Here is a 24,131-nt window from a genome sequence, read left to right on the forward strand (position 1 = left end):
TCTTGACGGAGATTAGCGGGCGGCGGCCGCGGCTTGCGCGGAGCGCATGAAGGAAATCGGCGCATCGTCAGTGCTGTCAAAAGAGATCATTTCCCAAGCCTCTTTATCTTCCAGCAATGTCAGCAGCAATTTGTTGTTCAGCGCATGGCCCGATTTAAAGCCCCGGTATTCGCCAATCAGGCTGTGGCCCAATAAATACAGGTCGCCAATCGCGTCGAGGATTTTGTGTTTGACGAATTCATCGGCATAACGCAAGCCATCTTCGTTCAATACCTTGTCGTCATCGACCACGATGGCGTTATCCAGGCTGCCGCCCAGCGCCAGATTGTTTTCCCGCAGGAATTCAATGTCGCGCATGAAGCCGAAGGTGCGAGCCCGGCTGACTTCCTTGACGAAAGTCGTCGATGAAAAGTCCATTACTGCGGTTTTGAGATGATCTGAAAAAGCCGGATGTTCGAAATCGATGGTAAACGTCACTTTGAAACCGTCGAAAGGTTCAAACGCGGCCCATTTGTCGCCGTCCTCGACCCGTATGGTTTTTTTGATCCGAATGTATTTCTTGGGAGCTTCCTGCTCGACGACGCCGGCCGATTGCAGCAAAAACACGAAAGGGCCTGCGCTACCGTCCATGATCGGTACTTCAGGGGCACTGACATCGACGATCGCATTGTCGATGCCCAAACCCGCCATCGCCGACAGCAAATGCTCCACGGTTGAGACCTTGATGTCGCCGCTGACCAACGTGGTCGATAATTTGGTTTCACCCACATTTTCGGGGCGTGCCTCTATCATGACCGGGGTTTCCAGGTCGACCCGGCGGAAACGAATGCCGGTATTGGGTTCTGCAGGGTGCAGCGTCAGATAGACTTTGTCGCCCGTGTGCAAGCCAACGCCCGTGGCGCGAATGGTGTTTTTTAGAGTGCGTTGTTTGATCATGAAATGCCGGCAGAGAAATAAAGCAAAGCAGGGAAGTCTACCATAGTTTATATGATAGCCTCCCTTTCACGGATGGTTGGATGTTAGTCGGCTTGGCGTCTCAGGAAGGCCGGTACGTCCAGGTATTCCAGATCCGCGTCGCTACGCGGTTGGGCGCCGAAGCGGGTCTCGCGGGTCGATTCGGGTCTTTGTTGGCGAATCACGGTTGGTTTTTCCAGTTGACCGTAATCGACTTCGCCGGCGGCCACTTTTTGCACCAGTTTGATCGGTGCCGCGGCTTTGGCTTTTTCGCCCATGCCCGTCGCGACCACGGTGACCTTGACTTCAGTGCCCATGGCCGGATTGACCGCCATACCGATTTTGATGTCGGCGTCGTCGGAGGCGAATGCATGCATGATGCTGCCGATTTCGTCGAACTCGTTAAGACCCAGATCACCATTGGACGTGACGTTGACCAGAATGCCACGCGCGCCTTGCAGGTTCATATCTTCCAGTAATGGGCAAGCGATGGCTTTTTCCGCAGCCAGGCGGGCGCGGTTTTCACCACTGGCAATGCCAGTGCCCATGATCGCGCTGCCCATGTTGGACATGACGGTTCTGACGTCGGCAAAGTCGACGTTCATCAAACCGGGGTGAGTAATCAGTTCGGTGATGCCTTGAACTGCGTCCAGCAACACGTCGTTGGCGACACGGAAGGAGTCGACCAATGAGCGGTTATTACCCAAGGTTGGCAATAGCTTTTGGTTCGGGATGATGATCAGCGAGTCGACCAGTTTTTCCAGATCGCGCAGACCACTTTCCGCCACGGCTTTCTTTTTGGTGCCTTCGAAGTCGAACGGTTTCGATACCACCGCAACGGTCAGGATGCCCAGTTCCTTGGCTTCCTCGGCAAATACGGTGATCGCGCCGGTACCGGTGCCGCCACCCATGCCGGCGGTCAAGAACACCATGTCGGCACCTTCCATCACTTCACGAATGCGTTCGCGGTTTTCTTCCGCCGCCGCGCGTCCCACTTCAGGACGGGTGCCGGCGCCTAGTCCTTTGGTTAACTCGACGCCCAATTGCACGACGGTGTCGACATTCATTTGCCGCAAGGCTTGCGCGTCGGTATTGGCGCAGATGAATTGCACGCCGTCGATACCGGTTTCCACCATATGATTGACGGCGTTGCCGCCGCCGCCCCCAACACCAATGACTTTAATGACGGCATTGCCGCTATTGTCCATTAATTCGTATTTCATTTTCACACCCTCCAGACACACACATTATAAATGTTAAAAATTACCTTGAAACCAGTTTTTGATTGTCGACCACAGATTTGCGCCGTCGTCAGTCAGACCCAAGGCGCGACCATGATGGTCCTTGCCATAGATCAGCAAACCTACTGCGGTCGAATAAATCGGGTTTTGTGCTACATCGGTCAGACCGGACACATGCAGCGGTGTCCCCATGCGAACAGGCATGTGGAAGATTTCCTCCGCCAGCTCCGTCAATCCTCTTACCTGCGAACTCCCACCGGTGATGACCATTCCAGCGGCGATCAGATCTTCGTAACCACTTCGTCTTAATTCTGCTTGCACCAGCAACATCAATTCTTCATAACGCGGTTCTATGATTTCCGCCAGATTCTGCGCGGAAATTTTGCGTGGTTCGCGGTCGCCAATGCTGGGTACGTCGATCATATGTTGAGGATCGGCCAATTCCGTCAGCGCACAGGCGTGCTGACGTTTGATCTCCTCTGCATTTTTGGTCGGTGTTCGTAACGCCACGGCGATGTCGTTGGTGACTTGATCGCCGGCGATGGGAATTACCGCCGTGTGCTTGATGGCGCCTTCGGAAAATATCGCGATGTCCGTGGTGCCGCCGCCGATGTCGATCAGGCAAACGCCCAAGTCTTTTTCATCGTCGGTGAGTACCGCAGAGCACGAGGCCAGTTGCTCTAGCACGATGTCGTCGACATCCAGCCCGCATTTGCGGATGCATTTGACGATGTTCTGCTCGGCGCTGACGCTGCTGGTGACCATGTGCACCTTGGCCTCCAGGCGGATGCCGGACATGCCGATAGGTTCCTTGATGCCTTCCTGCTGGTCGATCACGAATTCCTGCGGCAGGATGTGCAGGATCTTCTGATCGGCCGGAATCGCCACGGCACGCGCCGAATCGATGACTCTATCGATGTCGTGCTGGGTGACTTCTTTTTCCTTGATCGCGACGATGCCGTGCGAATTCAGGCTTTTGATGTGACTGCCCGCAATGCCGGCAAACACGGATTTGATCTGGCAGCCGGCCATCAATTCGGCTTCCTCGATCGCGCGTTGAATGGAATGCACGGTGGATTCCAGATTGACCACGATGCCTTTTTTCAAGCCTTTGGAAGGCGCGGTACCAATACCGATCACTTCGATCTCGTCGCCGCCGCGGTATTCGCCCACGATGGCGGCCACTTTGGACGTGCCTATGTCCAACCCCACTAATAAATTTCGATCTGTCTTTTTGGCCATTTTTGTGCTCTATAAGCGTTTAAATCAGGTTTTATTCTTTTGTGCGATTGCTTTCCAATCGACCGCAGTCGCTTCCGGTTTCCAGGTCACCGCGTAGCCGTTCGGGTAACGGGTATCGACACTGGCCATCATGGCTATTTGTTCGTCACCGAGTAAATCCATGGTCTGCAAGAAGCGTTGCATGTTCTCCAGCGGCGCCTTTCTGCCCAAGTGCATCTCTAGGCCGCTGGCCAGCTTGATGCGCCACGCCCGTCGCTCGTTGACGTGGAATTCGGCCAGTTGCATCGATTTGTCCCGTAATACGATGTATACGCCTTTCATGATTTCTAGCAATTTTTTTTCTTGCCCCTCGGGGCCCGTAATCAGCGGCAGGTTTTTAAAAGCATCGATATTATCCGGTATCAATATATCGCCTTGCTTGTTCAATAAGGCGTTAGTCCCCCAGCGTACGATGGGTTTTTGTTCGACGATCTTGATGTGAACCGCATCCGGCCACACCCGTTTTACATCCACCTTTTCCACCAGCGGCAGTCCACTGATCAGACGATGGATATTCTCCATGTCCGCGTGGTAAAAGCCTTTTTTCATCTCCGGCGTCAATACCTGTTTCAGTTTGTCCTTGTCGGTGTACTGAAATGCGCCCTCGATTTTCACATAACGTATCGGTTTGCTGATGGCATCCCGGCTATCGAACAGTTGCCAGCCATACCAAGCGCCCACCAGTGCCAGCAGACCGAAGACGATCAACTTCAAACGCGACACCTTAAGCCACCATGCTGGTTTCCAGGATGCGCCAGACCAATTCGTTGAAATTCACGCCGGCGGCTTTTGCCGCCATCGGCACCAAACTGTGATCGGTCATGCCGGGCACCGTGTTGACTTCGATCAGCTGCACACAGTCGTTGTCGTCGATGAAAGCATCGACGCGCGCCCAACCCTTGACACTCAAACCTTCGCAGGCTTTCAAGGCCAGCGCCTGCAATTGTTGCTCGCGTTCCGCATCCAAGCCGCAAGGGCAATGGTATTGCGTGGTATTGGCGCGGTATTTGGCGTCGAAATCGTAAAACACGTTAGGTGTTTGCAGGCGGATGGCGGGCAACGCTTCGCCGGCCAGAATCGCTACAGTATATTCCCGGCCCTGTACCCATTGCTCGGCATAGACATCGCAATGGTATTGCTGGGCCAGTCGCAAGGCTGCAATCAATTCATTCCGGTCATTGGCCTTGCTCATGCCGATGCTGGAGCCTTCCTGAGCCGGCTTGACGATGACCGGAAAACCCAGCTGGGCGATGCAGGCGTCCACATCCTGTTCCGATTGCAGCACAAACCATTTCGGCGTGGCTAGCCCCATGCCCTGCCAGCACAACTTGGTGCGCAACTTGTCCATGCTCAAGGCCGAGGCCAGTACGCCGGAACCGGTATATGGCAAGCCCAACACTTCCAATACGGCTTGCAAAACACCGTCTTCGCCGCCGCGGCCATGAATGACGTTGAATACGCGGTCGATTTCAAATTTCGCTAAAGCCTCGATGGGGCTGCCGGTCACGTCTACCGCAACGGCATCGATGCCTTGGCTGATCAGCGCCTGATAAACCGCGTTGCCGCTACGCAGGGAAATTTCACGTTCGGCGGCTGAACCGCCCATCAATACCGCGACCCTGCCGAAATCGGCAGCCTGTTTTACTGTCAATGCTTTCATGCGTTTTCACCTGCCCGGCAAACCTCGGTTTGCAAATCGACCCCAAATTGCTTGCGTACCTGTTGTTGTATATGTTCGATCAGGGTTTCGATGTCGGCCGCCGTGGCATGGCCCTGATTTTCGATGAAATTGGCGTGTTTTTCCGACACCACGGCGCCGCCGATTTGATAGCCTTTCAAACCACAGGCTTCGATCAAGCGCGCGGCATAATCGCCGGGCGGATTCTTGAAGACCGAACCGCAGGTGGGTTTATTGGTCGGCTGGGTGGCATTGCGTTTTTCCAACAAGGCCTTGATGTGTTGCTGGCTGGCTTCGCTATTGCCTTTTTGCAGCTTCAGTTGGGCCGATAAAAACCATTCGGCTTCCAGACCTTTCACCGAGCGGTAGGCGACTTCGAATTCGTGTTTGCCGCGTTCGGTCACATGCCCGTGCGCATTGATCATTTCGACGCTGGCCACGATGCTCCAGGTTTCGCCGCCGAAGGCACCGGCATTCATCTTTAGCGCGCCACCCATGGTGCCGGGGATGCCGGCCAGAAACTCCGCGCCGGTCAGCCCCAAATCGCTGCAAAATCGGGCGACATGGGCGCAAGGTACGCCGGCTTCGACGTAGACACGGTCCGAATCCATCAAATACATGTTTTTCAGACGGTTACGGGTGTTGATCACCGTGCCGCGTATGCCGCCATCGCGCACCAATAAATTGCTGCCCAGGCCGATCCAATGCACGGATTCATGCTCGGGCAAGCCAGCGATGAAATCGATCAGGTCGGCTTTGTCTTCCGGAATATACATGCGCTCGGCCGGACCACCGACGCGCCAGCTGGTGTATTTGGCCAGCGGCTCGTTGTGCAGCAAAGTTCCGCGGAGTTTCGTGGCGGTACTCATGACAAGGCCTCCCGCAGTTTAAGCGGTAATTCGGCGGCGATTTGGCCGACGTTGCCGGCGCCCATGGTCAAAACCACATCATCTTTCTTGACGATGCCCGTCAGGATGGTCACCAAGTCGTCGCGATTCTGCACGAATATCGGATCGACCTGACCGCGTACCCGAATGGAGCGGCTCAGGGCCTTGCCGTCGGCGCCGGCAATCGGCGTTTCTCCCGCGGGATAAACGTCCAATAAAATCAAGACATCGACGCTGGACAAGACCTCGACGAAGTCTTCGAACAAGTCGCGAGTACGCGTGTAACGATGCGGCTGGAAGACCACGACCTTGCGGCGGCTGGGCCAGGCCTGACGCAGGGCTTCCAGCGTAGCCGCCAGCTCGCGGGGGTGATGGCCGTAGTCATCGACCAGGGTCAGCTTGCCGCCGTCGAAATCCAGATCGCCGTTGATCTGGAAGCGTCGGCCGACGCCCTTGAATTCGGACAGGCTCTTGACGATGGCGGCGTCATCCACGCCCAAGGACGTGGCAACGGTGATCGCGGCCAGCGCGTTCAGCATATTGTGCCAGCCCGGCAGATTCAACGTCACTTTTAATGGCGGCAAATCGCCCCAGCGCAGTACGGTGAAATGAGTGCGCAAGCCGTCCTGCTGGATGTCGACGGCGCGAACATCGGCGTAGGATTTGACGCCGTAGGTTTTCACCGGCTTGGAAATGTTCGGCAGTACGTCGCAAACCCCCGGATCGTCGATACAGAGTACCGCCAAACCGTAAAACGGTAACTGATGCAGGAATTTGATGAAGGTGTCCTTCAGTCGCTCATAACTGCCACCATAGGTTTCCATATGGTCCTGATCGATGTTGGTGACGATGGCCATCATCGGTTGCAAAAACAAAAACGAGGCGTCGCTCTCATCGGCTTCGGCCACCAGATATTTGCCCAGGCCCAGTTTGGCATTGGCGCCGGCGCTGTTGAGGCGGCCGCCGATCACGAAAGTAGGGTCCAGGCCGCCTTCGGCCAGCATCATCGTGGTCAGGCTGGTCGTCGTGGTTTTGCCGTGCGTGCCGGCTACCGCGATACCAAAACGAAAACGCATCAGTTCCGCCAGCATTTCGGCGCGTGGAATCACCGGGATGCGGTTTTCGTAAGCGCGGGTGATTTCAGGATTGCTGCGATCGACGGCGGTCGAGGTGACCACGACGTCGACATCGACGACATTGCTGGCCGCGTGTTCGAAATAAACCTTGACGCCCATGGCCTGCAAGCGGTCGGTCACCGGCGAAGCCTTGATGTCGGAACCCGAAACGTGGTAACCCAAATTGCAGAGAACTTCGGCGATGCCGCTCATGCCGGTGCCGCCGATGCCGACGAAATGGATCTTATCGACGTTGCCGAGTGCTTGCGCGGGGTGGATATTCGGTCTGTTCATCGGCTTGCCTCGCGCTTTTGGCCTGCAAATGCCGCGCAGACATTGGCAACGGTTTGGGTGGCGTCGAGTTTGGCCTTGGCTTTTGCGGCTTGGCTCATTGCGGGTAACTGGGTCATGACTTGTCTTATGGCTTTTTGCAGATTCACTGCATTCAATTCGGGTTGCGGCAAGAGCAGGGCGGCGCCGGCCTCGCTCAAATAGCGGGCATTGGCGCTCTGATGGTCGTCTATTGCATGCAACAAGGGGACGAAAATGGCGGGCAGGCCGCTGGCGGCTACTTCGCTGATCGTCATCGCGCCCGCGCGGCAAACGATCAAGTCGGCCCAATGATAGGCCGCTGCCATGTCATCGATGAACGCCAATACTTCCGCGTCCGCGCCCAAGGTTTGATAATGCTCGGCAACCTCGGTGCGCATGGCGCTTCCCGTTTGATGCTTGATGACCAGGTTGGGCAGGCCGGCCAAAGCTTCCGGTACATTATCGTTCAATACTTTGGCGCCTTGGCTGCCGCCCAACACCAATATTCTCAAAGGTCGCGCGGAATCGGGCCGCCATTCGCTGCGTTCGCTCAGATCGATGAACGCTTCGCGTAGCGGGTTGCCGGTGAACATCGCGTGCGTGGAAGCCGGAAAACTGCCCGGAAATGCTTCCAGTACTTTGGTGGCGGCCAGTTTCACTAGCCAGCGATTGGTCGTGCCTGGAACACGGTTTTGTTCATGCACGACCAGCGGGATGCCCAGCGATTTCGCCATCAAGCCGCCCGGACCAGCGACGAAGCCGCCCATGCCGAGAACCACATCGGGCTGGCGTTGTTTCAAGATGCGCCGTGCCTGTATGCAGGCTTGAAACAGCCGGAACGCCGCAATCAGCTTCGACAGCAAGCCTTTACCACGTATACCTTCCACCGATAGCCAATCGATGTCCAGGCCGTGAGCCGGAACTACCCGCGCTTCCAAGCCCTTGCGCGTGCCCAGCCAGCTGACTTGCCAGCCGCGCGCGCGCATTTCTTCGGCCACCGCCAGGGCTGGAAACACGTGGCCGCCGGTGCCGCCGGCCATGATCACGATACGGCCCTTCATCGCGTTCTGCCCTTGACGTTGCTCTTATGCAGTTCCGTCACTTCATAATGAATCCGAAACAGCACCGCTATCGCGCCGCACATGATGATCATGCTGCCGCCGCCGTAGCTCATCAGCGGCAGGGTCAAACCCTTGGTGGGCAAAATGCCCATGTTGACGCCCATGTTGACGAAGGCCTGAAAGCCGAACCAGATGGCGAGGCCGTAAGCCACCAGTGCGGAAAATTTTTCGCCGGCCATTTCGGCTTGCTCGCCAATGGCAAAGCCACGCAGAACCAATGTCGTGAACAAGGCGATGACTAAAACGACGCCAACCAGGCCGAGTTCTTCACCGAGTACCGAAAACAAAAAGTCGGTATGCGCTTCCGGTAAATAAAACAATTTCTGCAGACCATTGCCGAGCCCAACGCCCGACACTTCGCCGCGACCAAAGGAAATCAGGGCCTGGGTCAACTGATAGCCGCTGTCCCGGGCGTGTTCCCAGGGATCGACGAAACTGGTAATGCGTTTCAAGCGGTAAGGGGAGGTGTAAGCCAAGATAGCCGCGGCCGAAGACACCAGGGCCACCAGAAATACAAACGGCGACAGACGCGCGCCGCCCAAAAACATCATGCCCATCGCGATGATCAGGATGACCACCGCGGAACCGAAATCGGGTTCCAGCAGCAACAGGATGCAGGCCACCGAAAACAGCATCAACGGCCGCACCAAACCAAACAGCGATCGACGGACATGCTCGTTATGCCGGGTAATATAGCCCGCCATGTAAACCACCGAAATGAACTTCATCACTTCGGAAACTTGAATCCTGAGGCCCAGCAAGGATATCCAGCGCGTACTGCCGTTGACCTTGACGCCGACGCCTGGGATCAACACGATCAGCAGCAACGCCAAGCCGGCGATGAACAAAGGTTGGCCGAGACGCTGCCAATGCTTCATCGGCACAGCCAGCATGAAGGCCGCAAACATCAGGCCCAGAATGATGTGGATCAGCTGTTTGAAGGGGTAATAGGAAACGTCGTCCGCCATTTTGACGCCCAAGTGCATGGATGACGAAGCCACCATCACAAAGCCTATGCCGAGCAGGCACAAACAGGCCGTCAACAAGGCTTGGTCGATATGGAAGCGATGGCTTGGGCGTATTTTGGGGCTGGGTACGGACATCAGCTTAACTCCAGCACGGCTTGCGCGAATTGGTTGCCGCGGTCGGCGTAACTCTTATATTGGTCCAAACTGGCGCAAGCCGGAGACAGCAACACGCTGTCCCCGGCTTGCGCCAGTTTGGCCGCGATCTTGACCGCTTCTTTCATAGTGCCGGCGAAATGGGTCGGAACGCATCCCTTTAGCGCTTGATCGATCAAGGCCGCATCCTTGCCCATCAACACGACGGCTTTGGTTTTTTCTTTCACGATAGGCGTCAATTCGGTCATGTCCGCGCCTTTGCCGTCGCCGCCGGCAATCAGGATGACCTTGCGCCGATAGCCTTGCAACGCGGCAATAGAGGCGCCTATGTTGGTGGCCTTGGAGTCGTTGACCCAGCGCACGCCGTGAATGTCGGCGACTTTCTGCATGCGATGCGGCAAGCCCTTGAATTTTTTCAACGCCCGGCACATGGCGTTGACATCCAGGCCGAAAGCATGGCCAAGCGCCAGTGCCGCCAGTGCGTTGGCGATGTTATGGCTGCCTTCCAGATTCAGTTCGTCGGCATTCATCAAGACGTGGTCACCGTGCATCAACTGATCGATTTCGCCGCGTCTCAAATAAAAATCGGCTTGCCGTTCGATCGAAAATCCAAACCAGGTTCTGGCGGGATCTTTCATGGCCATGACCAATGGGTCGTCGACATTCAGTATCATCGCGCCGTCACCGCGGAAGACGCGTTGTTTTTCCTGGGCATAATCCGTCATGCTGTCGTGGCGGTCGAGGTGATCTGCGCTCAAATTCAATACGGTCGCGGCTTTGGCGTTCAGCGCGGTGGTGCGTTCCAGTTGAAAGCTCGACAGTTCCAGCACATAAAGATCGGCGTCTTGCTGCAGCAAATCCAGGGCAGGCGTGCCAAGGTTGCCACCGATCGCGGTTTTGAAACCCGCGGCGTTGCCCATGTCGCCCAGCATCGTCGTGACAGTGCTCTTGCCGTTTGAACCCGTAACCGCGAGGATGGGCTTGTCGGTGGCGCAAGCGAAGAGATCGATGTCGCTCAGGATCGTAACGCCGGCCTGCATGGCTTTGTGTATGGCTTTTTCGTTCAGGGAAACGCCGGGGCTGACCAACAAATGCGTGGCCACCTCAAAAGCCGATTGATCGAAACCGCCGGAAAAAACCGGTACGTCGGGCATTTGCTCGCGCAGGCTATCGATTTGCGGCGGATTGCGACGGCTGTCGATCACGGCGAACTTGATCGGCGTTTGCTGCAAGAATTGCGCGGCCGAATAACCGGTTGCCCCCAGGCCGACGATCAATAGACGCGTTTCGGCAGGGTCCAGCTTGAAATGAGCTTGCAGATTGCTGAGCAAGGTGGGGGTGGTATCCATGAGCTATCTCAGTTTCAAGGTGGCCAGGCCAATCAGTACCAAAATCACCGAAATGATCCAGAATCGCACGATGATGCGAGGTTCCGGCCAGCCCTTCAGCTCATAGTGGTGATGTATCGGCGCCATCAGAAACACACGTTTCTTGCGGGTTTTGTACGATGCGACCTGGATGATCACCGAAATGGTTTCCATCACGAAAATGCCGCCCATGATGACCAGCACGATCTCTTGACGAACCAACACGGCGACGACGCCCAGGGCGGCGCCCAAAGCCAATGCACCGACATCGCCCATGAAGACCATGGCCGGGTAGGCGTTGAACCATAAAAAGCCCAGGCCGGAACCGATCAGGGCCGCGCAAAACACCACCAGTTCGCCGGATTTGGGAATGTGCGGGATCTGCAGGTATTGCGAAAAATTGGCGTGGCCGGACAGGTAGGCAAAAATGGCCAGCGCCGCGGCGATCATCACGGTCGGCATGATCGCCAGGCCGTCCAGACCGTCGGTCAGGTTGACGGCGTTGCTGGAGCCGACGATGACGAAATAGGTCAAAATGACGTAGCCCCAATTCATGTCTAACGTGACATTCTTGAAAAACGGCACGATGAATTGGGTTTCCGCGGGGACTTGCGCGGTCTTAAAAAGATAAATCGCAGCGCCGGCGGCAACTACCGATTGCCAGAAATATTTGGCTCTGGCCGACAAGCCGTCGCTATTGCCGAGCAGCACTTTCTTGTAATCGTCGATGAAACCGATTACGCCATGGGCCAGGGTCACCAATAACACCACCCAGATATAGCGATTGCTCAAATCGGCGCATAACAGTGTGCTGATCGCGATGGCAAACAGGATCATCGTGCCGCCCATCGTCGGGGTGCCTGATTTGGAAAAATGGCTCTGCGGGCCGTCGTTACGCACGCTCTGGCCGATTTTTTTTCGGGTCAGCTTTTCTATCATCAGCGGGCCGAAGGCCAGCGAGATGGTCAATGCGGTCAGTACGCCCAGAATGGCGCGAAAGGTCAGATAATTCAGCACCCTGAAGCCACTGTCTATGCTGATCAAATAATCTGCGAGTAAAAGTAACATTTATGTCGCTCTAAAGTTGTCTACCAGGGCCGCGACCACGTTTTCCATTTTTTGTGAACGCGAGCCTTTCACTAATACGATTTCCTTACCGGTAATTGCTTGTTGCAAGGCGTTGATTAATTGTTCTTGGGATTCGAAAAATTGCCCGTTGTCGCCGAAGCCGTTTACGGTTTGCCTGGCCAGTTCACCGGTTGCGAACAGGCGTTGTACTCGTAGTGACCTGATCATCGTGCCCATCTCGGCGTGAATGGTTTGGCTGTCGCTGCCTAATTCTCCGAAAGCGCCCATCGCCAGCCAGATTGGTTGTTCGCACTGGCTGATGGCTTCCAGGGCGGCGCGCAGCGAGGCTGGATTGGCGTTATAGGTGTCGTCGATGACGATATTGCCTTTGCGGCCGTGCAAGGCTTGCATGCGGCCCGTTACCGGCTGCATGCGTTCCAGACCGCTTTTGATGTCCTCCAGGACGATGCCGAATTGCAATGCCACTGCCGCCGCGGCCAGCGCGTTTTTGACGTTGTGCTCGCCGGCTAGCATCAAGCGTATGGCTATGCGGCCGTTGCAGGTAACCAAGTCAAAACCGGTGTTGAAACCTTGTGGGTCCAGATGGGTATTGATGTTCTCCGCTCGAACGTCGGCGGAGGCAGCAAAGCCGAAGCTGACGCTTTTACGTTGACCGACTTTTTCGGCCTGCCAAAAATCAAAAAAGGCATCGTCCCGATTCAAAACGGCAATGCCGTCAGGCCCCAAGCTTTCGATGATCTCGGCCTTGGTGTTGGCGACGCCGGCGATGCTGCCGAAGCCTTCGATATGGGCCGGGCCGATGTTGGTGATGACGCTGACATCGGCTTGCGCATAACGGCTGGTGTAAGCGATTTCACCCGGATGATTAGCGCCCATTTCGATGACGGCGTAACGATGATGTTCGGTCAATTTCAACAATGTCAGAGGCACGCCTATGTCGTTATTCAAATTGCCCTGCGTGAATAAGGTCTCGCCTTGGGTGGCGAATATCGCCGCAATCATTTCCTTGACCGTGGTTTTGCCATTGCTGCCGGTGACGCCCGCAACTTTGACCGGCAGGCGCCGACGCCAATAGCCGGCCAATTCGGCTAGGGCCAAATGGCTGTCGTTCACGATGATTTGCGGCAGGCCGCTGTTGACGGTACGAGAAGCCAATAATGCCGCAGCTCCGGCTTGTTCGGCCGTATCGACAAAATCATGGCCGTCGAATTGCTTACCTTTGATGGCAATATAGAGGTTGCCCGGTTGCAGGGTGCGGGTGTCGATGCTGACGCCGTTGACCGTGGCATCATTGCCGATGAGCTTACCGTTGATGGCCGCTGCGATTTCGCTGAGCTTTAGCTGCATGATTTCGGACTCCATTGTGCTAATGCCTGTTGCGCCACGGCCTGATCGCTGAAGGGGATTTTGACGCCGTTGGTTTCTTGATAGCTTTCATGGCCTTTGCCGGCGATCACGACGCAATCGTTTTTGCCTGCTTGGCGTATCGCTGTTGTTATGGCTATGTTTCTGTCGCCGATGGCGCTGACGTTGTCGCTGGAACAACCGGCCAAAATGTCGGCGATAATCGTTTCCGACGCTTCGCTACGCGGGTTGTCGTCGGTGATGATGACGTGATCGGCATGCTTTTCGGCGATGCGGCCCATTTCTGGGCGTTTGCCTTTATCGCGGTCGCCGCCGCAGCCGAATACGACCCATAATTGGCCGTTGCCGCGCGCGGCCTGCAAGATCTTTTCCAAGGCATCGGGCGTATGGGCGTAATCCACGATCACCAAAGGCTGGTTTTGCCCGCCAAATTTTTCCATGCGGCCGATCACGGGCTTTAAATGCGCCAATTGCGCGATGGCTTTATCGAATGGCCAATCCATTGCCAATAACACGCATAAAACGGTCATGACGTTTTGCACATTGAACGCGCCAACGACTGCCGTGTGGGCGCGAGCGGATCGTTCGCCCCAGTGGACATCGAAACTGATGCCGGCATGATCGTGTCGGACATTGTTCGCGGTCAGGCATTGGGCGCCTTGCATGTGGCGGCCCGATGTGCTGAAGGTCCAGCGGACCACGCTTTCAGACAAAGTCGCCAATACTTGCGGGGCGGCTTCATCATCCAGATTGATCACAGCAAACTGCAAGGCGGGATTACCGAACAAGGTCAGTTTGGCTTGCAGATAGGCCCGCATGTCGCCGTGATAGTCCAGATGGTCGCGACTCAGGTTGGTAAATACCGCGCCTTTAAAGTCAACGCCATTCACCCGGCCTTGCTCCAGACCGTGTGATGATACTTCCATCGCGATGGCGCGCTTACCTTGATCGACCAGGGTTCTCAATATGTGTTGTACGGCCAGCGCATCCGGTGTCGTGTTCAGTGTGGCATTCAGATTTCCCGGCTCGCCCCAGCCCAAGGTGCCGATGATGCCGCAATCGGGTAAGGCCTGCGCGATCAGTTGGCTGCAGGTGGTTTTGCCATTGGTGCCGGTGATGCCGATCAAATCGACCTGGCGCGAAGGATGGGCATAAAATCGCGCCGCCAGCTCGCCCAACTGTTGCGCCAAGTTTGTGATGGCGATCGCGGGTACGGGAAACGCTGGTTGGGCTGGGTTATCCATTCCAGCCGGATCGTAAATGATCGCAGAGGCGCCGTTTTCAATGGCCTGTCTAGCATGAGCCATGCCATGCTGCAAGGCGCCGTTCAAGGCGATGAACACTTCGCCCATTTTCAACTTTCTACTGTCCAGACACAGGCCGCCGACCTCAATATCGGTGTCGATCTCAGCGATGCCTTTCAGTAACTGCTTCAAGTTCATTGTCTGGTCAATAATAAGGGCATGGTATCGAGGCCATCGGGCTCGACGCCGTAAATGCGTAAAATTCCGGCCATGACTTTCGAGAATGCCGGTGCGGCCACCAGGCCACCGTAGTATTGGCCCGTGGTGGGTTCGTCAACGACTATCGCAATCACGAAACGCGGGTTGCTGGCAGGCGCCATGCCCACGAATACCGAAAGATATTTGTCTTGGGTGTAGCCTCCGGTGGCCGAGGTTTTCTTCACGGTACCGGTCTTGCCGGCCACGCGATAACCTTCAACCCTGGCCTGATAAGCCGTACCTTCCTTGCTGATCACGTGCTCCATCATGCTGCGGACGCGTTGAGCGGTTTCCGGTTTGAAGACTCGGCGGGCGTCTGGGTCTTCGTCCCGTTTCAACAACGAAACCGAATGCACGATGCCGTCATCGGCGATGGCGGTATAGGCTCTGGCCAGCTGTAATATCGATGTCGATACGCCATAACCGAAGGATAAAATCGCCTGATCAAACTCGTGCCAGCCTTGATAATCCAGCAGCGAGCCGCTGGCTTCGCCGGGGAAGCCCACGCCGGCGGATGAACCAAAACCCAGGTTGCTGTAAACGCCCCAAAAATATTCCGGCGGCATGGTCATCGCCAGTTTGGTGACTGCGATGTTGCTGGATTTTTGCAAGACCAGCGTCAAGTCCATCGTGCCATAGTTATGTATGTCCTTTACGACATTCCGGCCTACGTGATAAACGCCGTGGGTTTCGATCAGCACGTTCGGGTCTACATAGCCTCCGTCCAAAGCCGCCGCAACGACGAAGGGTTTCACGGTCGAACCGGGTTCGAAGCTGTCGACCATGGCGCGATTGCGGTAGCGGTCGCTACGCAATTCCTTGCGATTGTTCGGATTGAAAGCCGGTTGGCTGACGGAAGCCAGGACATCGCCATTTTGGGCGTCCAGCACCACCAGCGATGCCGAATGGGCCTTGTGCTTCAGCACGGCGGCTTGCAGTTCGCGATAGGCCAGATATTGAATGCGCTCGTCTATCGTCAGCATCAAATCCTGGCCGGGAATGGCTTCTTCGATGTTTTCCACGTCCTTGATGATGTGGCCCTTGCCGTCTTTGATCACGCGTTTTTTGCCGGGTTTGCCGCGCAGAATGTGGTTATAGCCATGCTCCATGCCTTCCTGGCCGATGTCGTCGATGTTGGTAAAACCCAGCAAGTGACCTGCGGTGGCGCCGGCAGGATAATAGCGCTTGAACGCCTTTTCGAAATAAACCCCGGTAATTTCCAATGCCTTAACTTTTTCCGCCAAATCCGGATTGATTTGACGCTTGACATAAACGAAGCGCTTGCCCGCTTCTTTTTTCAAAAAAGCCTGCAGGTCCTTGTCGGACATGCCCAAAATCTTCGCCATTTGCGCGAGTTTTTCTCGCTCGTCGTCTTTGAGTTGACGCGTATTCAGCCAGATGGACTGGACCGGCGTGCTGATGGCCAGTGGTTCGCCATTGCGATCCTTGATCTGTCCGCGATAGGCCGGCACGTCGACAATGCCGACGTGCTGCAAGTCGCCCTTGTCTTGCAGAAATTCCTTGTCAAGCACCTGTAAATACAAGGCACGCATGGTCAATGCCATCATTCCGGCCAGCATCGTGCCCATCAACAATTTGCGTCTGATGGGAAAATCCAATGCTGTCTGCGTGCTGCGTTTGACGCCTGTAGAAATTCGCATTTACGGTTTGATGTAAACAATTTCGTTTTGGGCGGGCAAGGTCAGCATCAGCCGGCTTCTGGCCTCGATTTCCACCCGGTTTTCTTCGGTTAGCGTTGTCAGTTCCAATTGCAAACGCCCCCATTCAACTTCGTAATCCTCCAGCTGCTTCTCTTTTTTCTGAATTTCAATGAATAACTGCCGCGATTGGTATTTGCTGTAAATCACCGCTATGGCCGATAACATGAGCATCGCAATCAAAATGCTTAGTAGGATGTTTCTAACCGCAGCCATTAAATCTTCTCGGCCACGCGCATGATCGCGCTACGGGCTCTCGGATTTTGTTGCAGTTCCTGTGCTTGCGCGCGTATCGATCTACCCACTTTCTTTAGTTGCCCCTGGGCAATGTCTTGTTCTCTCACCGGCAGTTTGCCCGGATTATGTTTGCGTCCGGATTCATCCCGGATAAAGCGTTTCACGATTCGGTCTTCCAGCGAATGAAAGGAAATGACGACGAGTCGTCCGCCGGGAGCCAGAACTTGAAGCGCCTGCGACAAGGCGGCTTTGATCTGTTCCAGTTCCTGATTGATTTCAATTCGAACTGCTTGAAACGCGCGCGTTGCGGGATGTTTGTGCTTGTCCCGAAACGGTACGCTGTCTTCGATCAATTTCGCTAGCTCTTGCGTCGTTTGTAATGCTTGCTGTTGGCGGCGTTGCACAATAGCCCTGGCTATGCGCCTGGCAAAACGTTCTTCGCCATATTCAAAAAGCACGCGAACCAAATCCTGTTCTTCGACTTCGGCCAGATACTGCGCGGCGGTTTTGCCTCGATGGGTGTCCATGCGCATATCCAACGGGCCGTTGCGTAAGAAACTGAATCCGCGTTCGGCGGTGTCTAGTTGCGGCGATGACACGCCTAAGTCCAGTAAAACGCCGTTGACTCGGCCTTGATAGCCCAATTGCTCCACTACACTGGCCAGTTCGGCGAAACAAGCGTGGCGAAGGCTGAAACGTTTGTCAGTCGACAGTCGCTTGGCTTGATCGCTGGTTATGGCTTCGATGTCCCGGTCGAGCGCGATTAATCGGCCGGATTCTCCCAGGTGTTGCAAAATACCCGAGCTATGTCCGCCGCGGCCAAACGTTCCGTCGACATAAATGCCATCGGGTTTTATTTGCAGGCTGTCGAGAGCCTCTTCGTATAAAACGGCCTGATGCGATGGCATGGTCATCAAAACGACAATGTGCCCAGTTCTTCCAAGCCCTCGGTGTCGCTACCGTCCAGCCATTCTTGTTCTTTTGCTTGCCAGGCGCTGTCGCTCCAGATTTCAAATTTGTTCAATTGTCCAACCAGGAAAATATGCTTTTCCATGCCGGCGTATTCGCGCAATTTCTCGGGAAGCAACAAGCGTCCTTGGGCGTCCATTTCGCATTCGCTGGCATGGCCAATCACAAAACGGCGAAGTTTGCCGGCCATTTTGTTGAGGGTGGGTAATTTGCTAATCGTCTGTTCCAGTTTTTCCCATTCCGGCAACGGATAGAGCCACAGGCAACCTGGTTCGCCAACACATTTGTCATTCACGGCTACGGTTACAACCATTTGCCGCTCGCAGCATTCTTGTAATTCCTCCCGATAACGGGTCGGAATTGCAATGCGCCCTTTCGCATCCAAATTGATTGCACTTATGCCTCTAAACAAGAGCTGCCCCAAATAATCTGAAAAAATCCCTTTTTAGCCACTTTACCTCATTTTTGCACCACTATAGTTTTCAATAGAGGCTTAGTCAAGAGTCTGTTGCTTAAATTCTTTCTTTTCCTACAATGACTTACGATGAGTGGGTCATGAGGGTGGGTGTGAATTTCTTACGAAAAATAAAGTTTATTTTTATCAGGCGCTTAATAAATACTATTGATGTGGTCTGTGACTAAGTTCAGGGGATGTGTTGTGTTTGCAGGAAAAAGTCTGTCCGTGCGGAGGTTTGATGCGGTTTGGATGTGGTGTTTCAATCGCTTTGCAGGCGATGGCTAGGCGTGGGAGGCTATAAGGGGTTGGGTTTCAGGTTTTTGCTCGCGCGCAAGCAGGTTGTGTACCGCTTGCCGAGGGGCTAGATTGTTGAAAAGTACTTGGTAAACCTGCTCGGTGATGGGCATTTCAACGTGATGTTTTTGCGCGAGGAGATAGGCTTCCCGGGCCGCAGATATGCCTTCGACCGACTGGGCGATTTCTGCAAGCGCTGCATCCTTGCTTTTCCCTTGGCCTAGCGCCAGGCCGAAGCGTCTGTTTCGCGATTGGTTGTCGGTGCAGGTCAGGATCAAGTCTCCCAGTCCGGCCAATCCCATGAAGGTATCCGGGTGGCCGCCTAGCCTGGCGCCCAAGCGCATGATTTCTGTCAGGCCGCGGGTGATCAGGGCGGCGCGCGTGTTGGCGCCGAAACCTAGGCCATCGGCGATGCCCGCGGCAATGGCGAGTACGTTTTTACAAGCACCACCGACTTGGACGCCGATAATGTCGTTGCTGGTATAGGCTCTAAAACATTGATTGTGCAGAATGGAAGCGACTTCGGTCGCAAACTGGTTTGACGTGGAGGCTACGGTAATGGCGGTCGGCAGGCCGTCGGCCACTTCGCGGGCGAATGTCGGCCCGGATAGGACGGCTGTTAAGGCCTGATTGCCAAGTACCGACGCCGCGACGCTGCTGAGTAAGGCCCCGTTATGGCTGTCAAAGCCTTTGGTGGCCCAGGCAATCCGCGAACTTGGACTCAGGAAGGGTTTGATGTTTTCCAGGGTTGTCTTGAACGCATGGCTGGGGACGGACACCAGCAGCAATGTGCTAAAGTTTAGGCACTCTTGCAGGTTTCCGCTTACCGTTAGGTTGTCCGGAAGTTTGATACCGGGCAGGTAGCGCGCGTTTTCGCGTGTTTGTTGCAATAAATTTGCTTGTTGCGGATTGTGCCCCCAAAGCATGGTTTGGCAACCGTTCCGCGCTGCTTGTATGGCTAGCGCGGTACCCCAGGAGCCAGCGCCTAGCACGCTAAGTGTTCGGGGCATGGCCGTTAGTTGAGCGTTTTGGCTTCCGGGCTTTGTTGAGCTTGTTGTAGATGTTGCATGTACAGAGCGTCGAAGTTCACCGGGGCCAGTATCAGTTGAGGGAAGCCGCCTTTGCTGACCAGGTCTGATATGACTTCGCGGGCATAGGGAAACAAAATGTTAGGGCAGAAACTACCCAGCATCGGCCCCATTTCCTGTTCGGAGAAACCGGCAATGGTGAAGATGCCTGCTTGTTTGATTTCAACTAGGTAGGCAACGGTATCGCCGATTTTTACCGTCACCGTAATGGATAGCGCGACTTCATACATCGAGTTCTCTAAAGGTTCGACGTGAGTGCCCAGGTTCAGGTCAAGCGCGGGTTCCCATTTTTGCGTGAATACCTTGGGAGAGTTGGGGGTTTCAAATGAAATGTCCTTGGTATAAATCTTTTGAATCGCAAATTGCTTTTCGTTGGCTGTATTGGTTTCTGACATGTCTAAAGTTGGATTTTTTAAGGTTAGTCTTTGTTTTTGCTGCTGATTTTGATAGGGAGCTTGTTGTCTTCCCAAGACTGCATGCCCCCGGTCATGTTGAACACTTGTTCAAAGCCGGCCTTGGTCAATGTTTTGCATGCGGGCACGGAACGCGCGCCGGTTTGGCAGGTTACGATAACCGGATGGGTTTTGTATTTTTCCAGCGTGGGTAATTTTTCTTCAAGCTTGCCTAATGGGATGTTGATGGCGTTTTCGATATGGCTTTTGAGAAATTCATTGGGTTCCCTGACATCGATCACGTGAGTTCTGTCGTCATTCATTTTGGTGACGGCGATCAGGGGTGAAATGCTTTCGTAGCTATTGAAAGAGTTCGATAACAAATCCTGTATTAACAGGAATATGACGCAAACCAGCGAAAAAGAAAGCAGGTAATGGTTGGTGGCAAATTCGATATATTGATCCATCGTAAATTTAATCAGTCAATTTTGGGGAAAAGTCAGCTTTCGCAGAAAACCGTTCGCATCATTTGAATCAGGTTTATCACGCGCTTGTCGTCGATATAGTAAAAAACCCGATTGGCGTCTTTTTTGAAATCCAGGATGCCCTTGTCTCTTAGTATGGCCAAATGTTGAGAGATATTGCTTTGACTGGTGCCTACCTGTTCGACTATGTCTTGGACGCTAATCGATTTGTCGCCCAGTACGCATAATATCTTCAACCTTAACGGATGCGACATGGCTTTTAAGCAGCGTGAAGCTCGATTGATGTCGGTGTCGTCATATAGTATGTGATCGTCGTTGTCTTCCATATAGCCCGTCTAAGATGATCAAGGCGCCCTTAAGTGGCGCTATTTTCACGCTGCGCCAAAATACGCCTACTGTATAATGGTAATCTAAGCCAATGAAAATTGGCTTGAGTTGTCGCAAAAGATCGCCAAATCTAACAGAGTGGGCTTTAATGATCAATAGATAGGCATGGATTGCCAGGTTTGCGCCATGCCGGGCGAATCGATCTTGTGGGCGGAAACAGCATTCACAAAAACTTTATAGAGTCTAAAAACGACTATGACTAACGGGATCAAGCCTATTGTGTTTCGGCTACTTGATGGCTTTGGCTTGCATGCCGAGGATTTTAGCCGTAAGAGACTCCAAGTCGCTAACATTCTCTGTTTGATTGGCTAGTAATGAAACTTGGCGCCTGTTTTTGGATCGTCTGTGTCGGTATCAGTCCAGCCGTATTCGCGGTTGATGCCGGCAATGCGCGCGAACTGGCCGATGTGCAAGCCAAGATTCAGCGGGTTGGCGCAGATGTTAAAAAGCTCGCGCTCGAAAAGTCTGGGCAAATCGAAGAATTGCGCAGACTCGAAAAACAGTTTGGGGAGCAGGTCAATGCACTGACGGCGATCAAAGTCGAAATCAAGCAGCAAGAGCAGGTGCTTGAAGAAGTTAGGGGCAAAATCGGCGTTACGCAAAAAAATTTGCAGGAACAGCGGCGCAGTTTGGAGGGGCTGGTCAAATCGGCTTATGCCATGGGTGACAAGGAAGGTTTGAATGTGTTGCTTAATCAACGCGACCCTGCCTTATCCGGGCGGATGCTGGTTTATTACGATTACATCAGCAAAGCCAGGCTACGGAAACTGCAGGCCATACGAGACGATGTCAAAAGTTTGAAACAATTGGAGTCGCAAAAGGATACCGAGACGCAATTGTTGCAGGTGGCACTGGAAAAGAAACAGCAAGAAACCGACGCACTGCAGGCGCTCAAGGTGCAGCGCGAAAAACTATTGGCGAAACTGAATGAAGAGCACGCCGCCAAGCAAGGAGAGTTGGCTCACCTGATTCACGATGAGAAAAAATTAGAAACCTTGCTGGCATCATTGCCCAAATCTGATGATAATGCGGTGCAAGCACCTCCGCCAGAGCCGGCCATTGAAAAAAAACGGGTTATCTCAGCGCAAAAGCCTTCGCCGGTTTCGTCCAAGAAACTTGATGAACCTCCAAAAGTCATTCAATCAGGGAAAGCCTTTGCCGAATTGCAAGGCCAGTTACCATGGCCGGTGCAGGGAGCCATCGTCGAGCGGTTCGGTAGTCGGCGATTCGAAACCACATGGGATGGCACGGTGATCGGCGCGAGCGAAGGCGCCGACATTCGCGCGGTTGCCGCTGGGCGCGTTGTTTATGCCGATTGGTTGCGTGGTTATGGTTTGATGATCATTGTGGATCATGGCAAAGGCTATATGAGCTTGTATGCGTTCAATCAAAGTCTGCGTAAAAGCGTGGGCGATTATGTCAGGGCGGGGGAGGCTTTGGCTTCGGTAGGACGCAGTGGCGGACGGTCGCAAGCAGCACTTTATTTCGGCATTCGCAATAAGGGCAGGGCGGTTGATCCGGAGAAATGGTGTCGTAAGTTGGGTAAGGGTTAATTTAAACTAGGAAACGGGTTGTTGGAGTTTTAAAACACATGCGGAAAAAAACGAATATTTTGATTTTATTGCTTGGCTTTTGTCTGGGCGCGATGGTCAGTTTATGCAGTAGCGTGCTGGCGGAAAAAGATTCCCCGCTGTCGGCGGGAGTAGAGGATGCGCAAACCTTGCCATTTGAGGAGCTCCGGACTTTTACCGAAATTTTTGGCCGCATCAAGCAAGACTATGTTGAGCAAGTGTCGGACAAAAAGCTGCTGGAGGATGCGATTCGCGGCATGTTGTCTGGTTTGGATCCGCATTCGGCTTATCTGGCGAGCGAGGAATACAAGGAGCTGCAAGAAGGTACCACTGGTCAGTTCGGTGGCTTGGGTATTGAGGTAGGCATGGAGAACGGCTTTGTCAAAGTCGTTTCTCCGATAGACGATACTCCTGCGCACAAGGCGGGTATCAAGGCCGGGGATTTGATCGTGCGCCTCGACGATAAGCCCGTAAAAGGAATGTCTCTGGCCGAGGCCGTCAAAATGATGCGTGGCGAACCTGGCAGCAAAATTGTATTGACCGTCGTTCGGGAGGGTGCGGAAGCCCCGCTAAAGTTTGAAATCACGCGTGACATTATCAAGGTCAAAAGCGTTAAAAGTCGCTTGCTAGAGAAAAACTACGGCTATGTCAGAATCAGCAGTTTTCAGTCCGGTACCGGTGAAGGCTTGCTTGAGGCGATTGCCGAGCTGAAAAAGGAAAATGATTCTCCGTTGAAGGGAATAGTGCTGGATTTGCGTAACAATCCTGGCGGTGTGTTGAATGCTGCTGTCGATGTCAGCGATGCCTTCATCGAGTCTGGCCTGATTGTCTATACCGAGGGGCGAATCAAGAATTCCGAAATGCGTTTCAATGCAACGCCGGATGACGTGCTGAATGGCGCACCGATCGTGGTCTTGATCAACGGGGGCTCTGCGTCGGCGTCCGAAATCGTCGCCGGCGCGTTGCAGGATCATAAGCGTGCCATCATCATGGGTGAAAAATCATTTGGCAAAGGGTCGGTGCAAACCATTCTGCCGACCAGCAATGGGGCCGCGGTCAAATTGACCACCGCGCGCTATTTCACGCCATCCGGGCGTTCCATTCAGGCTGAGGGTATCGAGCCCGATGTGACGCTGGCACGAGTCAAATTGGAGGCTTTGGAAAAGGCGCAGGTTGAAGGGATCAAGGAAGCGGATTTGTCGGGCCATTTGACCAACGGCAACAAGCAGGACAAAAAGTCTGAGGACGATGGCAAGGACGACGAAAAAGAGACGCTGGATAAGAACAGTGACGAAACGGGGCCGGATATCGACGTGCGTGATTATCCGCTACATGAGGCCTTGAATTTGTTGAAAGGCGTTAGTATTTGGAAGACCAAATGACGCATTGCCCATGGGTGAGGTCATGACTCCCGCGGTTTAGCGTGGAGTCATGCGGGCTGTCATTTTTGCGTAGACCGTAAAGCAAAAAAACCGGCCGATGAACATTTCATCGGCCGGT

At 54.2% G+C, this 24,131-nt stretch carries 23 protein-coding genes; 2 read left to right on the forward strand and 21 right to left on the reverse strand.

Annotation, left to right across the window (positions count from 1 at the left end; genetic code table 11):
* Positions 1–12: 12 nt before the first annotated feature.
* From lpxC to NM686_RS01595, 21 genes are all read right to left on the reverse strand, one after another.
* On the reverse strand, positions 13–936 hold the full coding sequence (gene lpxC, locus NM686_RS01495) for a UDP-3-O-acyl-N-acetylglucosamine deacetylase (RefSeq protein WP_255190181.1): 924 nt from the start codon (positions 934–936) through the stop codon (positions 13–15).
* An 83-nt stretch (positions 937–1,019) separates the two neighbouring features.
* Positions 1,020–2,177 (reverse strand): cell division protein FtsZ, encoded by a 1,158-nt coding sequence (gene ftsZ, locus NM686_RS01500; RefSeq protein ID WP_255190182.1) that lies wholly within the window; start codon positions 2,175–2,177, stop codon positions 1,020–1,022.
* A gap of 33 nt (positions 2,178–2,210) precedes the next feature.
* Positions 2,211–3,437, reverse strand: coding sequence for a cell division protein FtsA (ftsA, locus tag NM686_RS01505; RefSeq protein WP_255190183.1), 1,227 nt, complete (start codon positions 3,435–3,437; stop codon positions 2,211–2,213).
* Positions 3,438–3,461: 24 nt separating this feature from the next.
* Positions 3,462–4,199 carry a cell division protein FtsQ/DivIB gene (locus NM686_RS01510; protein ID WP_269022222.1) on the reverse strand — a complete coding sequence of 246 codons (738 nt, stop codon included), beginning with the start codon at positions 4,197–4,199 and terminating at the stop codon, positions 3,462–3,464.
* Position 4,200: 1 nt separating this feature from the next.
* Positions 4,201–5,136: a D-alanine--D-alanine ligase gene (locus NM686_RS01515; protein WP_255190185.1), complete on the reverse strand. Its 936-nt coding sequence runs from the start codon at positions 5,134–5,136 to the stop codon at positions 4,201–4,203.
* Positions 5,133–6,023, reverse strand: coding sequence for a UDP-N-acetylmuramate dehydrogenase (murB, locus tag NM686_RS01520; protein WP_255190186.1), 891 nt, complete (start codon positions 6,021–6,023; stop codon positions 5,133–5,135). Before murB ends, NM686_RS01515 begins: the two co-directional genes overlap by 4 nt.
* Positions 6,020–7,450: a UDP-N-acetylmuramate--L-alanine ligase gene (murC, locus tag NM686_RS01525; protein ID WP_255190187.1), complete on the reverse strand. Its 1,431-nt coding sequence runs from the start codon at positions 7,448–7,450 to the stop codon at positions 6,020–6,022. The genes murB and murC overlap by 4 nt, the downstream gene beginning before the upstream one ends.
* The gene (gene murG / locus NM686_RS01530) at positions 7,447–8,529 is read right to left on the reverse strand and encodes an undecaprenyldiphospho-muramoylpentapeptide beta-N-acetylglucosaminyltransferase (RefSeq protein WP_255190188.1); all 1,083 of its coding nucleotides are present in this window, start codon (positions 8,527–8,529) and stop codon (positions 7,447–7,449) included. Before murG ends, murC begins: the two co-directional genes overlap by 4 nt.
* Positions 8,526–9,692: a putative lipid II flippase FtsW gene (gene ftsW / locus NM686_RS01535; RefSeq protein ID WP_255190189.1), complete on the reverse strand. Its 1,167-nt coding sequence runs from the start codon at positions 9,690–9,692 to the stop codon at positions 8,526–8,528. Before ftsW ends, murG begins: the two co-directional genes overlap by 4 nt.
* Positions 9,692–11,059, reverse strand: a complete 1,368-nt coding sequence (gene murD / locus NM686_RS01540) for a UDP-N-acetylmuramoyl-L-alanine--D-glutamate ligase (RefSeq protein ID WP_255190190.1) — start codon at positions 11,057–11,059, stop codon at positions 9,692–9,694. The genes ftsW and murD overlap by 1 nt, the downstream gene beginning before the upstream one ends.
* Before the next feature lie 3 nt (positions 11,060–11,062).
* On the reverse strand, positions 11,063–12,145 hold the full coding sequence (gene mraY / locus NM686_RS01545) for a phospho-N-acetylmuramoyl-pentapeptide-transferase (RefSeq protein WP_255190191.1): 1,083 nt from the start codon (positions 12,143–12,145) through the stop codon (positions 11,063–11,065).
* The gene (locus tag NM686_RS01550; RefSeq protein WP_255190192.1) at positions 12,146–13,513 is read right to left on the reverse strand and encodes a UDP-N-acetylmuramoyl-tripeptide--D-alanyl-D-alanine ligase; all 1,368 of its coding nucleotides are present in this window, start codon (positions 13,511–13,513) and stop codon (positions 12,146–12,148) included.
* Positions 13,504–14,973, reverse strand: coding sequence for a UDP-N-acetylmuramoyl-L-alanyl-D-glutamate--2,6-diaminopimelate ligase (locus NM686_RS01555; protein WP_269022226.1), 1,470 nt, complete (start codon positions 14,971–14,973; stop codon positions 13,504–13,506). Before NM686_RS01555 ends, NM686_RS01550 begins: the two co-directional genes overlap by 10 nt.
* Complete coding sequence (locus tag NM686_RS01560; protein ID WP_255190194.1) at positions 14,970–16,694, reverse strand: peptidoglycan D,D-transpeptidase FtsI family protein; 1,725 nt, start codon at positions 16,692–16,694, stop codon at positions 14,970–14,972. The genes NM686_RS01555 and NM686_RS01560 overlap by 4 nt, the downstream gene beginning before the upstream one ends.
* A complete protein-coding gene (gene ftsL / locus NM686_RS01565) occupies positions 16,695–16,967 on the reverse strand; it encodes a cell division protein FtsL (RefSeq protein ID WP_255190195.1) in 273 nt (90 codons plus the stop codon).
* Positions 16,967–17,896, reverse strand: coding sequence for a 16S rRNA (cytosine(1402)-N(4))-methyltransferase RsmH (rsmH, locus tag NM686_RS01570; protein ID WP_269022891.1), 930 nt, complete (start codon positions 17,894–17,896; stop codon positions 16,967–16,969). The genes ftsL and rsmH overlap by 1 nt, the downstream gene beginning before the upstream one ends.
* Before the next feature lie 5 nt (positions 17,897–17,901).
* On the reverse strand, positions 17,902–18,369 hold the full coding sequence (mraZ, locus tag NM686_RS01575; protein ID WP_255190197.1) for a division/cell wall cluster transcriptional repressor MraZ: 468 nt from the start codon (positions 18,367–18,369) through the stop codon (positions 17,902–17,904).
* A 326-nt stretch (positions 18,370–18,695) separates the two neighbouring features.
* Positions 18,696–19,718, reverse strand: coding sequence for an NAD(P)H-dependent glycerol-3-phosphate dehydrogenase (gpsA, locus tag NM686_RS01580; RefSeq protein ID WP_255190198.1), 1,023 nt, complete (start codon positions 19,716–19,718; stop codon positions 18,696–18,698).
* Positions 19,719–19,723: 5 nt separating this feature from the next.
* On the reverse strand, positions 19,724–20,191 hold the full coding sequence (gene secB, locus NM686_RS01585; RefSeq protein WP_255190199.1) for a protein-export chaperone SecB: 468 nt from the start codon (positions 20,189–20,191) through the stop codon (positions 19,724–19,726).
* 23 nt (positions 20,192–20,214) lie between these two features.
* Positions 20,215–20,655, reverse strand: coding sequence for a rhodanese-like domain-containing protein (locus tag NM686_RS01590; protein WP_255190200.1), 441 nt, complete (start codon positions 20,653–20,655; stop codon positions 20,215–20,217).
* Between the two features lie 32 nt (positions 20,656–20,687).
* A complete protein-coding gene (locus NM686_RS01595; protein ID WP_255190201.1) occupies positions 20,688–20,999 on the reverse strand; it encodes an ArsR/SmtB family transcription factor in 312 nt (103 codons plus the stop codon).
* A 375-nt stretch (positions 21,000–21,374) separates the two neighbouring features.
* On the opposite strand from NM686_RS01595, the gene NM686_RS01600 reads away from it, so the two are divergent.
* Together NM686_RS01600 and NM686_RS01605 are read left to right on the forward strand one after the other, a co-directional pair.
* On the forward strand, positions 21,375–22,613 hold the full coding sequence (locus tag NM686_RS01600; protein WP_255190202.1) for a murein hydrolase activator EnvC family protein: 1,239 nt from the start codon (positions 21,375–21,377) through the stop codon (positions 22,611–22,613).
* 38 nt (positions 22,614–22,651) lie between these two features.
* Positions 22,652–24,013: a S41 family peptidase gene (locus tag NM686_RS01605; protein ID WP_329959159.1), complete on the forward strand. Its 1,362-nt coding sequence runs from the start codon at positions 22,652–22,654 to the stop codon at positions 24,011–24,013.
* Positions 24,014–24,131: the final 118 nt, after the last annotated feature.

Source organism: Methylomonas rapida (genome assembly GCF_024360925.2).
Lineage (GTDB): Bacteria > Pseudomonadota > Gammaproteobacteria > Methylococcales > Methylomonadaceae > Methylomonas > Methylomonas rapida.

Coding starts and splice junctions, on each gene's coding strand:
- NM686_RS01600 (WP_255190202.1), top strand. CDS start 21,375: ATGAAACTTGGCGCCTGTTTTTGGATCGTCTGTGTCGGTATCAGTCCA.
- murD (WP_255190190.1), bottom strand. CDS start 11,059: ATGGATACCACCCCCACCTTGCTCAGCAATCTGCAAGCTCATTTCAAG.
- murC (WP_255190187.1), bottom strand. CDS start 7,450: ATGAACAGACCGAATATCCACCCCGCGCAAGCACTCGGCAACGTCGAT.
- mraY (WP_255190191.1), bottom strand. CDS start 12,145: ATGTTACTTTTACTCGCAGATTATTTGATCAGCATAGACAGTGGCTTC.
- NM686_RS01605 (WP_329959159.1), top strand. CDS start 22,652: ATGCGGAAAAAAACGAATATTTTGATTTTATTGCTTGGCTTTTGTCTG.
- NM686_RS01555 (WP_269022226.1), bottom strand. CDS start 14,973: ATGAACTTGAAGCAGTTACTGAAAGGCATCGCTGAGATCGACACCGAT.
- lpxC (WP_255190181.1), bottom strand. CDS start 936: ATGATCAAACAACGCACTCTAAAAAACACCATTCGCGCCACGGGCGTT.
- NM686_RS01590 (WP_255190200.1), bottom strand. CDS start 20,655: ATGGATCAATATATCGAATTTGCCACCAACCATTACCTGCTTTCTTTT.
- NM686_RS01595 (WP_255190201.1), bottom strand. CDS start 20,999: ATGGAAGACAACGACGATCACATACTATATGACGACACCGACATCAAT.
- gpsA (WP_255190198.1), bottom strand. CDS start 19,718: ATGCCCCGAACACTTAGCGTGCTAGGCGCTGGCTCCTGGGGTACCGCG.
- NM686_RS01515 (WP_255190185.1), bottom strand. CDS start 5,136: ATGAAAGCATTGACAGTAAAACAGGCTGCCGATTTCGGCAGGGTCGCG.
- secB (WP_255190199.1), bottom strand. CDS start 20,191: ATGTCAGAAACCAATACAGCCAACGAAAAGCAATTTGCGATTCAAAAG.
- ftsA (WP_255190183.1), bottom strand. CDS start 3,437: ATGGCCAAAAAGACAGATCGAAATTTATTAGTGGGGTTGGACATAGGC.
- ftsW (WP_255190189.1), bottom strand. CDS start 9,692: ATGTCCGTACCCAGCCCCAAAATACGCCCAAGCCATCGCTTCCATATC.
- NM686_RS01560 (WP_255190194.1), bottom strand. CDS start 16,694: ATGCGAATTTCTACAGGCGTCAAACGCAGCACGCAGACAGCATTGGAT.
- ftsL (WP_255190195.1), bottom strand. CDS start 16,967: ATGGCTGCGGTTAGAAACATCCTACTAAGCATTTTGATTGCGATGCTC.
- murG (WP_255190188.1), bottom strand. CDS start 8,529: ATGAAGGGCCGTATCGTGATCATGGCCGGCGGCACCGGCGGCCACGTG.
- NM686_RS01550 (WP_255190192.1), bottom strand. CDS start 13,513: ATGCAGCTAAAGCTCAGCGAAATCGCAGCGGCCATCAACGGTAAGCTC.
- ftsZ (WP_255190182.1), bottom strand. CDS start 2,177: ATGAAATACGAATTAATGGACAATAGCGGCAATGCCGTCATTAAAGTC.
- rsmH (WP_269022891.1), bottom strand. CDS start 17,896: ATGCCATCGCATCAGGCCGTTTTATACGAAGAGGCTCTCGACAGCCTG.
- murB (WP_255190186.1), bottom strand. CDS start 6,023: ATGAGTACCGCCACGAAACTCCGCGGAACTTTGCTGCACAACGAGCCG.